This is a genomic window from Desulfosporosinus nitroreducens (genome assembly GCF_023897015.1).
GTDB lineage: Bacteria > Bacillota > Desulfitobacteriia > Desulfitobacteriales > Desulfitobacteriaceae > Desulfosporosinus > Desulfosporosinus nitroreducens.
On the sequence record NZ_JAMHFY010000003.1, the window covers coordinates 346,635 to 360,014 of the forward strand.

Here is a 13,380-nt window from a genome sequence, read left to right on the forward strand (position 1 = left end):
GGAAATGGAGTTTTTAATATGCAACGAAATACCAGGCCTTGGATAAGACTGTTTATCATTTTGCTTTTATTAATTATAAGTGCAGGGATTTTTAATGTGCCAAGTCAGTGGCGGGCGACAAAGCGGATCAATAGTCTTAATGAGGCCATTAATGCTAACAAGCCAGCGGACATTTATCCTTATTTAATACCAGAACTCAGGGAAATGCTCACTAAGGAAGAATTTGTCCAAAATTTTGCCGAAGAAAGATCCTATCCCTATTTGTCCCCCTTGTACGTCTATTTAGATGAAGTTAAACTCGCTGCAGATCGTCGGTCTGGCGAAGCAATCTCCACAGTGGCCGCGCGGTTACCTGGACAAAAAATGAAGGTTAAACTTATCTATATAAGAGGGAAGTATTATGTAGAAGCTTTTCGGGACATTGCCGATAAAAGCTATTTATTAAAATTCCAAAACATAAAAAAATAGGCAACCCAGTAATTGTTCTTATAATTGATAATGTACCCTTAGAATAAAACTAAGTTTGGCAGAGGATGGGGCATATGAGTTTTAGGGCTTTTTCTCCACAAAGTGAGTTTGAAGCGTTGGAATTGTTAAACCAGCAATTAGAGGGTATGCTTCCAATTGCAGGCGGCACTAATGTGTTGGTGGATATTAAACAACGAAAGATTACTCCGAAAGCTTTGGTGGACCTATCTAGAATTAAAGAATGGAAGAAGATAGAGCTAACTGAGGAGGGACTGGAAATAGGTCCCCTTGTTACTCATTCGGAAGTTGAGGCGAGTCCCTTGGTTGCGAAATCATTTACTGCACTTGCCATGGCAGCGTCAACAGTAGGCAGCCCCCAAATAAGAAATCGGGGGACATTAGGAGGTAATTTGCAGAGCGCCTCCCCAGCCGCAGATTGTGTACCGCCACTGCTAGTTTTTGATACTATGTTGACCCTCGTAAGTCTTTCTGGAAAACGTGAGGTAGGTGTAGCGGATTTTTTTCTGGGAGCCGGAAAAACAGTTCTCAGACCTAATGAATTAATCAGCAAGATTTCTATTAAAAATTGTTCCAACAAAATTTCAATCTTTAGGAAAACAGGTTTGCGTAAGGCATTGGCAATTTCTTTAGTTAATCTTGCTGTTAGTTTAGAACTTGATGAGGATAACCGATGCAGCAAGGCTCGCGTTGCTTTTGGGTCTGTTGCCCCAACCCCTATTAGAGTAAAAGGGGTCGAAGCTTTCTTAGAGGGGCAGATGATAGATCCTGACATAATTAAGGCATTATCAGAGATTGTAGAGCGGGAGATTTCTCCGATCACTGATCTCCGGGCTACTGCCACCTACCGTAGATACCTGGCGAAAGAGCTGCTAAAGGAGTCGATTTTAAATGTGATAAGCACAAGGAGGAGTTCATATGGCCGAGACCACAGTGAGTTTAACAGTTAATGGCAGGCCTTCCGCGGTTCAAATTGACGAAAGCAGAACTCTCCTTTATTTAATTAGGGAAGTGCTTGGACTTAAAGGGAGCAAAGAAGGGTGCGGAGAGGGTGTTTGTGGAGCGTGTACGGTACTTCTCGATGGACAAGCGGTAAATGCCTGTTTAGTTCTTGCTGTTCAGGCGGAAGGGAAGGACTTGTATACAATTGAAGGCTTAGGGGCTGAGGAAAATCTTCATCCTTTGCAAAAAGCGTTTATTGAAGTTGGAGCAGTACAGTGTGGCTACTGTACGCCAGGTATGATTATATCTGCTAAGGCCCTCCTGGATAAAAATTCTAATCCCAGTGAGGTGGAAATTCGTCGAGGGTTATCTGGAAATCTCTGTCGCTGCACGGGTTATCAGAAAATAATTGATGCAGTACGACTTGCTTCAAAAGATGATAAATAGAGAAAGTTTTTTGTGTAATTTAATAAAAGTAAGTAAGAAAGCCTTTAGAAAATTAGATTTTTCTAAAGGCTTCTTACTTTTCATGTTCACCTAGGAATTTGAAATTTAAGGATTGAGATAAATATTATTGATTATGGCCATATGTATCCTCTATAGACATTGTTATAGTACAATGTTAGACTTTACTTGAGTTAGGCTGAAGTATGAACGAGGGGAGTGAATGGATTCAAAGCAACCTGTTTAAACAGTCATTGTAGGGAATTGAACTTTGAATTATGTTAAGTTGATTAATGTTTAATAGACTCCTTTTCCTTCATTTTTATTAAAGTTGGAAAAGTCATAAAAGTTTAAAGAGGGAAGGATGCAAGATGATTCTAGAAACACAAATTACTATATATGTTTGTTCTCTTTGTCAGAGGACGTATAGACTGAAGGAAGATGCTAAAAAATGCGAAATTCTCTGTGCTAAATTACTTGAGTCTCCCGATATATCTGTTCTAGGGTTAAGCTCAAGAACCTATAACCTTCTAAAGATTGCCGGAATAGATACTATCGAAGAACTGCTTGAAAAAAGTGACACTCAGCTATTGCAGTTAAAGCGCTTTGGACAAGGAGCTTTATACGAGTTGCGTCTGCAATTGCAACGCTATGAGGCCAAAATGCAGAAAAGGGGAACTATTAATTAATCAGAGGATGAATCAGTTGTTAATCACTTATAAAACCACTGCCTAACAGTAAGTGAGGTATCTATCTTATTATTCGAGAACGAGTTTTTCCGTGTAGCCTAAACACAATAGTAAAGGCATCGTGATACAAAATGGGAGGTATGATATTATGATTGAGAAATATCATGAATTCCAATCGGATTCTTCCCTTCTTCACCAATACCGGTTTCAAGTTGGAGACCGTGTTGAGACATGCAGTCACTGTATCGGAACAGTTGTACGAATTGAATGCGATGAAATGGGAGTCTTTATTATAGTACACTTAGATATTCTGCCTGGGGAATTTGCATATGATCCCTACGATCTGGAAATTGTCCGATAATAATCAACGGCTAGAAAAGGTTGCAACGAAAGTTGGGTAAAAAATATGGTCGAGAGAAATGAGCAAACTGTATCATGGCAGATACAGTTTGCTTTATTTTATGAGCATTTTTCCTGTGTATTTGTCTTCAATTATTCTTCAAACTCATTTTATAATCAATAATTAGTTCATTAAATTGTTCCGGTGGGGCTCCTTTTCGGATCAATATCTGAGCCTTTTTGAAAAGGAGTTTATGCACATCTTCTCTGCAACCTAAGAAATGAATCATCTTTTTAAGCGAGGGGTCGTTTGTCATCGTGAAATGATGATTATATAGGATGCGTGCACGAACTTCAGCTTCAACATCAGCCTGAAGCATCCCAATGGGGTCTAAGGTTTGATCCACATAACATATATTCCAAGGGATTCCTTGTGAATCAACAAAACTTAAGGGTGGCCCTCCTAACTTGTTAATTGCGACTGCAATCATTTCCATGTGCCCCATTTCCTCGGCCGCAATCATTCCCAATAGATCACGAAGATAACGATTACTCATATTTGAGCGATGATTTAGGTACTGGGTTGCCGCGGAATATTCGCTATCCTTTCCGCCATAGTGCTCAAGCAGTATTTGGGCAAACACTGGGTCTCGGGTCTCCACCTGAACGGGATAGAACAGAGGTTTGCTATAACTAAACATGCTAACTCTCCTTTATATAATAAATTCCCTCATCTATTATATGATTAGGAAATTTTTTGGTTAGGTGTCGCTTCGTCTTTTTGTTTCTAGAGAGATTGGTTTTGTTTTTAGAATATGGTATACCAACATCCCTTGCCTTTATGCAGTATAAGGAATTATAATTGCTTTAAAAGTGGACATAATGAAGATTCTAAAGGGGAGAAGGAAAGTGGCGTATCATTTTTCACCAATTAAGCTTGATGACAAGGGCCATATCCGAGATTCAGTGTTTGCTATTTTAAGAAATGCTATTTTAGATAAAAAGTTAGAACCGGGACAGAGGCTTGTTGAACGCAGTATTGCAGAAGAATTGGGGATTAGCAGAACTCCAGTTCGAGAAGCAATTCACAAACTTGTTTTGGAAAGACTGGTAACCCATGTGCCGCGTAAAGGGGTAGTGGTTTCCGGATTTACTAAGGCCGATATTGTAGAGATTTTAGTTATTAGAACATCATTGGAAGCGCTTATTTGCAGTATTGCAGCTGCTAAGATTAAACCTCGCGAATTGAAACGTTTGGAATCGCTAGCTAAACAGATTTCAGATGAACACGAAAAGGGCAATTTAAAAAAGTCTAATCAGTTGAACGATAAATTTCACGAGATAATTTATAGAGCAGCTGAAAGTCCGCGAGTCCACAATTTTCTTAATACTTTGCACGAGTATATAACAAAATTCACTCAAGTTGCCTATTCTAAACCTGGTCGCCCTGCAGAAGTATGGGTGGAACACAAGGCGATTATTGAGGCTCTAAGCAGACATGACAGCTCTGAAGCCGAGGCTGTAGCGAAAAAACATGCCGAAAATTCGAGCAAAGCGTTTTTAGAAATGGCTTATTGTGATTAAGAATGTTAAGGTGACAACCTTTTTTCCTCTTACAAGAAGACGATTCATATTTGGTATACAAAAATCAGTAATTTGGTATACCAAACGTATTGAATTACTGAACTTAAGGTTATATACTTACTTAAGAAATTCAAGCTTACCAGGCTGGTAGGCATTCTCAAAGGGATTTGGGAAATCTAAGTGAAAGGAGAGCACTATGTTATCACAACTCTGGGATCTGTTAATTGCTTTTGGCAGGGCTAGCAACTTAGGCTTTGGAGGCGGACCGGCAGTTATTCCTCTCATTAAGATCGAAGTTGTGGAGCGGTATCACTGGATGACCAACTCTGAATTCACTGATGCGCTTGCCGTTGGAAATGCTTTACCAGGCCCAATCGCTACAAAATTAGCAGGTTATGTTGGTTATCAAGAAGCCGGATGGTTAGGAGCCTTGGTGGCAAACATTGGGGTTATCTTACCTACCGCACTCGCGGTCATCTTATTGGCACGGGTGTTAATGAAGTACTCCAATTCTCCAGTCTTAAAGGGAATGCTGAAAGGAGTGCGTCCTGTTGTCGTAGTCTTAATAGCGCAAACTGCCCTTGACATGGGTATCGGCTCGTTTCCAAACCTAATAACATGGGGGATTGCTTTGGCTACGGTGGTTTCTGTATTTTGGTTAAAATTGCATCCTGCGCTAATTATTTTAGTATCTATGGGCTTTGGATTGTTGGTATTTCGCTAAACCCTTGGATTTGACTGAATTTCAGATGGAGATATTTCAGAGTAAGTTAACAATATGCTCCTATTAATACGGTGTTAAAAAGGGGTGCTCTTCGTGCTTGGAAAAATATGGGACCTATTTATTGGCTTTACCCGGGCTTCAAACCTGGGATTCGGGGGAGGTCCTTCACTAATTCCTCTCGTTAAAGCAGAAGCAGTGGATCGATATCATTGGGTGGATAACGAAGAGTTTGCGGATTCTTTAGCTATCGGTAATGCCTTGCCAGGGCCAATTGCCACGAAGATGGCAGCTTATATAGGCTACAAGGTCGCAGGTTGGTTAGGAGCTCTAGCCGCTATAATTGGAACAATAGCTCCTACGATAATTGTAGTAGTTTTATTAGGAAGTTTGATTGTGAAATATTCGGATTCTCCAGAGCTTCAAGCAATGCTGAAGGCAGTTCGGCCAGTGGTAGTTGTACTTGTTGCTGAGACTGCTTATGACATGGGGAAGAAGGCTTTCCCGTCCAGCAGCACGTGGGGAATAGCAGTTATAACGGTTGCGCTCCTTTATTTCCTTAACATCCACCCGGCCTTTATTATCGTAGCATCCATGCTGTTTGGTTGGGCAGTATATGGCAGAACTAAAAAGTAGAATAAGAAACACCCACTTGAAGAAGTGGGAGTCTCGGAATTGATAAAGCAGGAATTTTTATAAAGATTACTTGACTTTGAGTCAAAAACAGGCAATATTAACATAAAAGTCTATTTATTGGGCAGGGGTAAAACAGTAAGGAGGATACGGATGAACGAGTGCGTATTTTGTACACTGCCAGAGGGAGTCAACCTTGTAGAGAACGAACTAGCCCGGGCATTTTATGATAAGTATCCAGTCAGTGAAGGACATGTTCTTATTGTTCCTAAAAAACATGCTTCAAGTTTCTTTGATGCGACTACGGAGGAGATGGCTTGTGTCGGAGAACTTCTCACAAAAGTTAAAGAGTTGTTAGACGAGCGGTTCCATCCTGATGGCTATAATGTGGGAGCAAATGTAGGAACCGCTGCAGGGCAAACAGTTTTTCATTGGCATATACATGTTATCCCTCGATACAATGGAGACGCAGGTACTGTGAGGTGGCATACATAAAAATGGTCAATCGGGAAAGATTGTTGGCTGAGTTTTTTGAACTTATTCGAATTGATTCTCCGACCAAGAATGAGCGCCAAATAGCTGATATACTAAAAAATCGTCTGCAGATTATTGGTATGACAGTATTAGAAGACGATGCCGGTCAAAGATTCCAAGGTAACTGCGGAAATGTTTTTGCCTATTTGAAAGGTAATCTGCCAAAGGCTCTAGTCGTCTTGTTTTCAGCCCACATGGATACGGTAGACCCTTGCCTAAATATCGAGCCGCAACTGCAGGGAGGAATAATTACTTCAGCCGGGCCAACAATCTTAGGAGCGGATGATAAATCAGGGATAGCGCCAATCCTGGAAGCACTAAGAACTATAGAAGAGCAAAATATCCCACACGGCGATATTCAGGTTGTTTTCAGTGTTGCTGAAGAAGGGGGTCTCAACGGCGTTAAGAACTTAGATAAAACGCTCTTGAAAGCTGACCTGGGATTTGTTATGGATTGCGTGGGTGGACCGGGAGAAATAATTCTTGCTGCCCCAGGGCAAGATCGGCTTAACGTGATGATTAAAGGCAGAGCATCTCATGCTGGTTTTGCTCCAGAAGATGGAATAAGCTCAATTGTTGCAGCAGCCAAGGCGATCTCTAGTATGCCAACAGGCAGAATAGATGAGGAAACAACAGCGAATATCGGTACGATTCAAGGCGGCAGAGCTACGAATATTGTGGCCGACGAAGTCAATATTGCCTGCGAATCAAGAAGCAGAGACTTGCTTAAGCTTGAACGTCAAACGTCCCAGATGTGTGAAGCGTTTCAACATTGTGCTGAGGAAATGGGCGCAGTTGCAGAAATCGAAGTGATCCGGTTATATGAGCCCTTTACGCTTGAGGAGGAGTCTCAAGTCGTAGTCATTGCTAGTCAGGCAGCCCGAGCCGCCGGTTTAAAAGTCATCAAAGGGGCAACCGGAGGAGGCAGTGATGCCAATTATTATAATGTTTACGGGATACCGTGCGCTGTTTTAGGTACTGGGATGCAAAAGCCCCATACAACTGAGGAAGCGATTGAGGAAGAAGATTTGTACAGGACAGCTGATTTATTGGTTGAGATTATTAAAGGTGTTGCGAAGCTTGAAAAAGCTGAATGCTAAATCGTGTATATAACGTGAACTGGTGAAAAGAAGCCTAACAAAATTGCGTGGATAGGCTTCTTTTCTTTTTCATTATATAAAATGCCAAGAGTTTAAAAGTTTCTTGTAATTAAAGTGCCAAAGTTAGTTTTTCTCTCGTTCACGTCTTCGCTTCTCTTAACTTCCTTAAACTTACAAATTAAAAAAATTAAATGCGGATAAAATATAAAAAAAATTGAAAGGTGAGGAGAATTTGGGCAAAGATTATTGGAAAGATGATTTAAATGGTCGTGAGGCTAAACGTGAGTGGATGGTTCGAACCCAGCTCAGAAGTCGAGACATCACAGATGAGGCAGTAATTCAGAGTATGCTAACTGTTCCGCGACACAGGTATGTAAATGAAGATAAACAAGAGCTTGCGTATTACGACACCGCCTTGGAAATAGAAGCAGAGCAAACTATTAGTCAGCCCTATATTGTAGCTCTTATGGCTCAAGCATTGGAACTCAAAACGAGTGATAAAGTTTTAGAGATAGGAACGGGTTCTGGTTATTCGGCTGCGATATTATCTCGAATGGCCAAGAGAATTCATACAATTGAGCGTCATAACTTACTCGCGCATCTTGCGGAAGAACGATTTAACAGTCAAGGTTATGAAAATATTGAAGTGCGCGTGGGAGACGGCACGCTTGGATGGACAGAAAAAGCACCATTTGATGCAATTTTAGTAACGGCGGGAGGTCCTGAAATTCCAGATTCCTTAATCGAGCAGTTAGCTCCGGGTGGCCGCTTGGTAATACCGGTAGGGAAAAAAGAAGATCAACATCTGTTGCGTGTTAAGAAGACACTGTCAAATGAATTAATAGAAGAAGATTTGGGAGCAGTACGTTTTGTTCCTCTGATTGGTACAAAGGGCTGGAACGAGACAGAAGCAGGAGGCTAGAGCAATCTAGCCTTTAGATATAGGAAACTTACTTCAGAAGGACCCCGTTATCACTCTTTTTTTGTTATAATAAGGACAGCTTCGAAAGTACACAACCTTAAGGAGATGTTCTTATTATGATAAACAAAGCCTTGGAGGTATTGCAAAGGTATTTCGGGTATACTCAATTTCGAGATGGCCAGCAAAAAGTGATTGAAAGTTTACTCCAGGGCTCGGATACTTTAGCCATTATGCCGACTGGAGCAGGAAAATCACTTGCTTACCAAATTCCAGCCCTATTGTTTAAGGGAACAACTCTCGTGATTTCTCCTCTAATTTCCTTGATGAAAGATCAAGTGGATGCATTGCAACAGTACGGAGTTCCAGCAACCTTTATCAATAGTTCTCTGTCTCTCAAGGAAGTTAGGACCCGGATTGACAGGGTGGCAAGTGGTAAATATAAGCTCTTATATATTGCACCTGAACGACTTGAGTCAGATAGTTTCCGATGCCTTTTAGACTCTTTGCGAGTTTCCTTCCTAGCGATTGATGAGGCTCATTGTGTTTCCCAGTGGGGACATGATTTTCGGCCTAGTTACCTGCATTTGGGGCCTTTTCTTAAATCCCTCCCCCAGAAACCGCTAATTGGAGCTTTTACAGCAACGGCAACTGAGGATGTTCAGGCTGATATAGTCCGACTGTTGGGATTGAGAGAACCTAGTATATTTGTTACAGGATTTGATCGTCCGAATCTTATGTTTTCTACGTTTCGAGGGGAGAACAAGAAGGATTTTTTACTTGAATACACAAAAGCTCATGCCGATCAACCTGGAATTATTTATGCGGGGACGCGTAAAGAAGTGGACAATCTCCAGAGCTTTTTAACCAAAAGCGGCTTAAAGGTTGGAAAATATCATGCGGGTATGACCGACGAAGATCGCCTAAAAAGCCAAGAGGATTTCCTCTTCGATGAAATAACCGTCATGGTAGCTACCAACGCGTTTGGAATGGGTATTGATAAATCCAATGTTCGGTATGTTATTCATTATAATATGCCAAGAAATATGGAAGCCTACTATCAAGAGGCAGGGCGTGCAGGGCGCGATGGAGAACCGGGAGAGTGCCTTTTGTTGTTTTCTCCTCAAGATGTGGTGTTGCAAAGATATTTGATTGAACAAACCATTTTTCAGCCTGAACGAAAAATGAATGAGCTCAAAAAGCTTCAAGGGATGGTTGATTACTGTCATACACCCCGGTGCTTGCGGAAGTCGATTCTAGAGTATTTTGGAGAAGAGGACGTACAAGAAGAATGCGGTAACTGTAGCAGTTGTAACGATCAGAGAGAAATTGTAGATATTACCTTGGAGGCTCAAAAAGTATTTTCCTGTATTTATCGTATGCGGGAACGTTTTGGGATTGGCATGGTGGCTGAGGTTTTAAAAGGTTCACGCAAAGCGAAGATTAGGGAACTTCGGTTTGATGAACTTTCAACGCATGGGATTATGCACGAAGTTGCGTTGCAAGAAATCAAAGATCTAATAAATTATTTAGTAGCAGAGGGCTATTTGCAATTATCAACCGGAGAATATCCAGTGGTTAAACTCCAGCCCAATGCAGTTTCCGTCTTAAAAGGGGAAGCGAAAGTCAATCGAAAAGTGTCACCAAAACCTTATCGTAAGGAGTCGGAAGAGGTTAGTCTATTTGATCGGTTGCGTACATTGCGCAGAGAAATATCCATTAGAGAAAACCTCCCTCCCTACATGATTTTTGCAGACAGTACCTTAAGAGAAATGGCTCAAGCGTGTCCGATCGATCACAGATCAATGATTCGCGTCAGCGGGGTTGGGGAGAGAAAGTTAGAAAAATACGGAGATGAATTTCTGGAGGCAATCAGGATTTTTTGTAAGGATTCTGAAAGTGTAGAGAAGCCGGACTTAAAGAATAATCCCCTCGAAGAGAAGCGTGATGATCAAACGGACAGCGAACATGGTTTGCAAGATATAATTAATCTTGAGGATTCTTCTCACGGGAAAGTCTCCAGTCATCTGCAGACCTTTCTAATGTACAAAGAAGGATACTCTTTAGAAGATATAGCAAAAATAAGGAAGGTTACTCCTATAACTGTTCAAAATCATTTTGTGCGCTGCAGTCTAGATGGACAGGCTGTTCCGTGGGATGATTTTATTCCATTTGAACAAGAAACCCACATCTTGGAGGCAATTAAGCAAGTAGGTGGAGAAAGATTGCGTCCCATTAAAGATCTTCTCACTGATGAGGTGGAGTGGTTTACAATCCGGGCAGTTTTGGAAAAGCATAAAATTATCGGTAACAAAGAATAGTAAACAAAAAAAGTGAGCAGTCAATAAGTGTCTCTGCGCCCCTGGATAAGAGTTTAACTATACTTCCGAGTCCTTCTTTCGCTAAAGCGTGTGCGAGGGAAGGACTTAATTACGGTATTTTTGCAAAGAAGTTTTTAAAATTTAATAGGTAGAGGAGTTTGTTAGTTGTAATGCACGAGAGTGAGCAAGTTTATATTCGTAAATCCATAAAGACAAATCGATCGATTGTTTTAGCCAGTGTTCTGTTAGCAATTTTCATAGCTGCTATAGAAGGGACGATTGTGGCAACCGCAATCCCTAGTATTGTTGGAGATCTCGGTGGCTTTTCCCTATTTAGTTGGGTTTTCTCATCCTTTCTCTTGGCTCAAGCAGTTACAATCCCGATTTATGGAAAACTAGCTGATTTGTTTGGCAGAAAACCTGTATTTACGTTTGGAATTATAGTTTTCCTTATTGGTTCTGTCCTTTGTGGCTTTGCAAAAACAATGAATATGTTGATCATTTACCGATTGCTGCAGGGTATTGGTGCTGGAGCTGTTCAGCCTATTGCCACGACGATTATCGGTGATATTTTCAGCCTGTCAGAACGTGCGCGCATTCAAGGTTATATTTCTAGTGTTTGGGGGGTTTCTTCAATTATTGGGCCAGCCCTCGGAGCCTTCTTTGTGCAATATGTTCATTGGGCTTGGATATTTTGGGTAAACGTGCCGATCGGTATGCTCGCTGTAGCAGGAATATGGTTTTTTCTTGGAGAGGCAGTACATAAGCAACAACATACTATTGATTACATTGGATCGGGGCTGATTTTTATCTCGGTCAGTGCCTTGATGATTGTTTTTATACAGGCGGGAACTGTTTGGGCGTGGTCATCTGTCCCGGTACTTCTTTTATTGGGGTTATCTTTCGTTGGATTTTATCTGTTTATATTGCAAGAAAAGCATACTGCAGAGCCCATTATGCCATTGGAGATCTGGACTGATTCTTTACTGGTAGTTTCAAACTTAGCAACTTTAACGACAGGTATTGTGATAATCGGTATCTCGTCATTTTTGCCTACTTATATTCAAGGTGTGATGGGGAAGTCTCCAATTATTTCGGGTTTTGTTCTTGCTTTTATGACAATGGGCTGGGTGATGGGTGCATCGATAGCTGGTAAGATTATGTTTAAATTCGGATTCAGACGAATCGCGATCATTGGAGGGTTTTGGATCCTCGCGGGCTCGATGTTTTTAATAACAATGGCTCCTGAAAGAGGGTGGCTCTGGGCCGGAGTAGGTTCGCTTCTGATTGGGATCGGAATGGGATTTGCTAGGACAGTCTTTATCGTTGGGATTCAAGACAGTGTGGAGTGGCAAATGCGTGGAGTGGCGACAGCCTCTAATATGTTTATGAACATTTTAGGGAATACAATGGGTGCAGCTCTTTTGGGCGGAGTTTTAAATACCAAACTGACTAGCTATTTAAAGGGTGTGAGTGGAGAGGCATTTAGTGTAGATGTTGTTAACGTCTTACTTGACCCAGTTAAGAGGGGAACGCTTCCCAATGGAGTCATAGATCTGATGACGTCAGGCCTGACAATTTCGTTGCACTACGTCTTTTACGGTGTTTGTATTGTATCTGGCTTGAGCTTCATATTAGTATTGTTTTTTCCAAATAAGACAAGAGATGCGCTTTAATCATAGAAAAGGTTATTAGTTATACTACTTCTCGTGTTGAAATATGTTGACCTTTAACGAGGTATGTGTTAATATTTCAAATGTCGCTCTTGGGGGTAAAGCCTCAGGAAAGATAATGTAGAAAAGAAGAAATACTTGTTGACAGCAAACGATGAAAATGGTATTATAACTGAGTGCCACAAGACACACAACGATTAAATGGTTATTATTGAAAAATAGTAAAGTTTTTAATCGCAAGCACATAAATTAGCTATTGACAACATAAGTTGAAAATGCTAAGATATGAGTCCGGCCTTAAACAGCCAAAGAAAATGATGGTCTTTGAAAACTAAACAACAAGGACAGCCAATGAGAGAAACTCGAAAGAGTTTCAAAAGAAATCATGAGCGAATCATCTTCTTCATTGAAGTGACATAACTTTTTTTGGAGAGTTTGATCCTGGCTCAGGACGAACGCTGGCGGCGTGCCTAACACATGCAAGTCGAACGGAGAATTTCAAGAAGTTTACTTTGAGAAATTTTTAGTGGCGGACGGGTGAGTAACGCGTGGGTAACCTACCCATAAATCCGGGACAACCCTTGGAAACGAGGGCTAATACCGGATAATCTTTGAGCTTGGCATCAAGCTTTAAGGAAAGGTGGCCTCTGAAGATGCTACCGATTATGGATGGACCCGCGTCTGATTAGCTAGTTGGTGGGGTAAAGGCCTACCAAGGCGACGATCAGTAGCCGGCCTGAGAGGGTGAACGGCCACACTGGGACTGAGACACGGCCCAGACTCCTACGGGAGGCAGCAGTGGGGAATCTTCCGCAATGGACGAAAGTCTGACGGAGCAACGCCGCGTGTATGATGAAGGTCTTCGGATTGTAAAGTACTGTCTTTGGGGAAGAACGGTCGATTTGAGAATATTGAGTTGACATGACGGTACCCAAGGAGGAAGCCCCGGCTAACTACGTGCCAGCAGCCGCGGTAATACGTAGGGGGCAAGCGTT

Annotated in this window: 14 protein-coding genes and 1 rRNA gene; 14 read left to right on the forward strand and 1 reads right to left on the reverse strand. The window is 41.5% G+C overall.

The features are described 5' to 3' along the window. Nucleotides 1-18 precede the first annotated feature (18 nt). From M8E35_RS05540 to M8E35_RS05560, 5 genes are all read left to right on the forward strand, one after another. On the forward strand, nucleotides 19-468 hold the full coding sequence (locus M8E35_RS05540; protein WP_252467807.1) for a hypothetical protein: 450 nt from the start codon (nucleotides 19-21) through the stop codon (nucleotides 466-468). Nucleotides 469-542: 74 nt separating this feature from the next. Further along, nucleotides 543-1,436 (forward strand): FAD binding domain-containing protein, encoded by an 894-nt coding sequence (locus tag M8E35_RS05545; protein ID WP_252467809.1) that lies wholly within the window; start codon nucleotides 543-545, stop codon nucleotides 1,434-1,436. After that, entirely contained in the window at nucleotides 1,405-1,875 is a 471-nt protein-coding gene (locus M8E35_RS05550; protein ID WP_252467812.1) for a (2Fe-2S)-binding protein, read from the forward strand. The genes M8E35_RS05545 and M8E35_RS05550 overlap by 32 nt, the downstream gene beginning before the upstream one ends. A gap of 368 nt (nucleotides 1,876-2,243) precedes the next feature. After that, nucleotides 2,244-2,561: a DNA-directed RNA polymerase subunit alpha C-terminal domain-containing protein gene (locus M8E35_RS05555; RefSeq protein ID WP_252467813.1), complete on the forward strand. Its 318-nt coding sequence runs from the start codon at nucleotides 2,244-2,246 to the stop codon at nucleotides 2,559-2,561. 148 nt (nucleotides 2,562-2,709) lie between these two features. Beyond that, nucleotides 2,710-2,922, forward strand: a complete 213-nt coding sequence (locus tag M8E35_RS05560; RefSeq protein ID WP_073030001.1) for a hypothetical protein — start codon at nucleotides 2,710-2,712, stop codon at nucleotides 2,920-2,922. A gap of 127 nt (nucleotides 2,923-3,049) precedes the next feature. Here M8E35_RS05560 and M8E35_RS05565 read toward each other — a convergent pair whose 3' ends face one another. Then, complete coding sequence (locus M8E35_RS05565) at nucleotides 3,050-3,601, reverse strand: manganese catalase family protein (RefSeq protein ID WP_252467814.1); 552 nt, start codon at nucleotides 3,599-3,601, stop codon at nucleotides 3,050-3,052. A 208-nt stretch (nucleotides 3,602-3,809) separates the two neighbouring features. Here M8E35_RS05565 and M8E35_RS05570 point away from each other — a divergent pair, with 208 nt between their 5' ends. From M8E35_RS05570 to M8E35_RS05610, 9 genes are all read left to right on the forward strand, one after another. Continuing rightward, complete coding sequence (locus M8E35_RS05570; protein WP_252467815.1) at nucleotides 3,810-4,484, forward strand: GntR family transcriptional regulator; 675 nt, start codon at nucleotides 3,810-3,812, stop codon at nucleotides 4,482-4,484. Nucleotides 4,485-4,680: 196 nt separating this feature from the next. Then, nucleotides 4,681-5,208 (forward strand): chromate transporter, encoded by a 528-nt coding sequence (locus M8E35_RS05575; protein ID WP_073030004.1) that lies wholly within the window; start codon nucleotides 4,681-4,683, stop codon nucleotides 5,206-5,208. Nucleotides 5,209-5,301: 93 nt separating this feature from the next. After that, entirely contained in the window at nucleotides 5,302-5,841 is a 540-nt protein-coding gene (locus M8E35_RS05580; RefSeq protein WP_252467816.1) for a chromate transporter, read from the forward strand. 150 nt (nucleotides 5,842-5,991) lie between these two features. Continuing rightward, on the forward strand, nucleotides 5,992-6,333 hold the full coding sequence (locus M8E35_RS05585; protein ID WP_252467817.1) for an HIT family protein: 342 nt from the start codon (nucleotides 5,992-5,994) through the stop codon (nucleotides 6,331-6,333). A 2-nt stretch (nucleotides 6,334-6,335) separates the two neighbouring features. Continuing rightward, a complete protein-coding gene (locus M8E35_RS05590) occupies nucleotides 6,336-7,472 on the forward strand; it encodes a M20/M25/M40 family metallo-hydrolase (protein ID WP_252467818.1) in 1,137 nt (378 codons plus the stop codon). A 232-nt stretch (nucleotides 7,473-7,704) separates the two neighbouring features. After that, nucleotides 7,705-8,394: a protein-L-isoaspartate(D-aspartate) O-methyltransferase gene (locus tag M8E35_RS05595; RefSeq protein WP_252467819.1), complete on the forward strand. Its 690-nt coding sequence runs from the start codon at nucleotides 7,705-7,707 to the stop codon at nucleotides 8,392-8,394. Nucleotides 8,395-8,510: 116 nt separating this feature from the next. Further along, nucleotides 8,511-10,712: a DNA helicase RecQ gene (recQ, locus tag M8E35_RS05600; RefSeq protein WP_252467820.1), complete on the forward strand. Its 2,202-nt coding sequence runs from the start codon at nucleotides 8,511-8,513 to the stop codon at nucleotides 10,710-10,712. A gap of 170 nt (nucleotides 10,713-10,882) precedes the next feature. Beyond that, on the forward strand, nucleotides 10,883-12,388 hold the full coding sequence (locus tag M8E35_RS05605) for an MDR family MFS transporter (protein ID WP_252467821.1): 1,506 nt from the start codon (nucleotides 10,883-10,885) through the stop codon (nucleotides 12,386-12,388). Between the two features lie 420 nt (nucleotides 12,389-12,808). Then, nucleotides 12,809-13,380 (forward strand): 16S ribosomal RNA (locus tag M8E35_RS05610); the annotation flags it as partial.

Coding starts and splice junctions, on each gene's coding strand:
- M8E35_RS05545 (WP_252467809.1), top strand. CDS start 543: ATGAGTTTTAGGGCTTTTTCTCCACAAAGTGAGTTTGAAGCGTTGGAA.
- recQ (WP_252467820.1), top strand. CDS start 8,511: ATGATAAACAAAGCCTTGGAGGTATTGCAAAGGTATTTCGGGTATACT.
- M8E35_RS05590 (WP_252467818.1), top strand. CDS start 6,336: ATGGTCAATCGGGAAAGATTGTTGGCTGAGTTTTTTGAACTTATTCGA.
- M8E35_RS05555 (WP_252467813.1), top strand. CDS start 2,244: ATGATTCTAGAAACACAAATTACTATATATGTTTGTTCTCTTTGTCAG.
- M8E35_RS05575 (WP_073030004.1), top strand. CDS start 4,681: ATGTTATCACAACTCTGGGATCTGTTAATTGCTTTTGGCAGGGCTAGC.
- M8E35_RS05560 (WP_073030001.1), top strand. CDS start 2,710: ATGATTGAGAAATATCATGAATTCCAATCGGATTCTTCCCTTCTTCAC.
- M8E35_RS05605 (WP_252467821.1), top strand. CDS start 10,883: ATGCACGAGAGTGAGCAAGTTTATATTCGTAAATCCATAAAGACAAAT.
- M8E35_RS05585 (WP_252467817.1), top strand. CDS start 5,992: ATGAACGAGTGCGTATTTTGTACACTGCCAGAGGGAGTCAACCTTGTA.
- M8E35_RS05540 (WP_252467807.1), top strand. CDS start 19: ATGCAACGAAATACCAGGCCTTGGATAAGACTGTTTATCATTTTGCTT.
- M8E35_RS05565 (WP_252467814.1), bottom strand. CDS start 3,601: ATGTTTAGTTATAGCAAACCTCTGTTCTATCCCGTTCAGGTGGAGACC.
- M8E35_RS05550 (WP_252467812.1), top strand. CDS start 1,405: ATGGCCGAGACCACAGTGAGTTTAACAGTTAATGGCAGGCCTTCCGCG.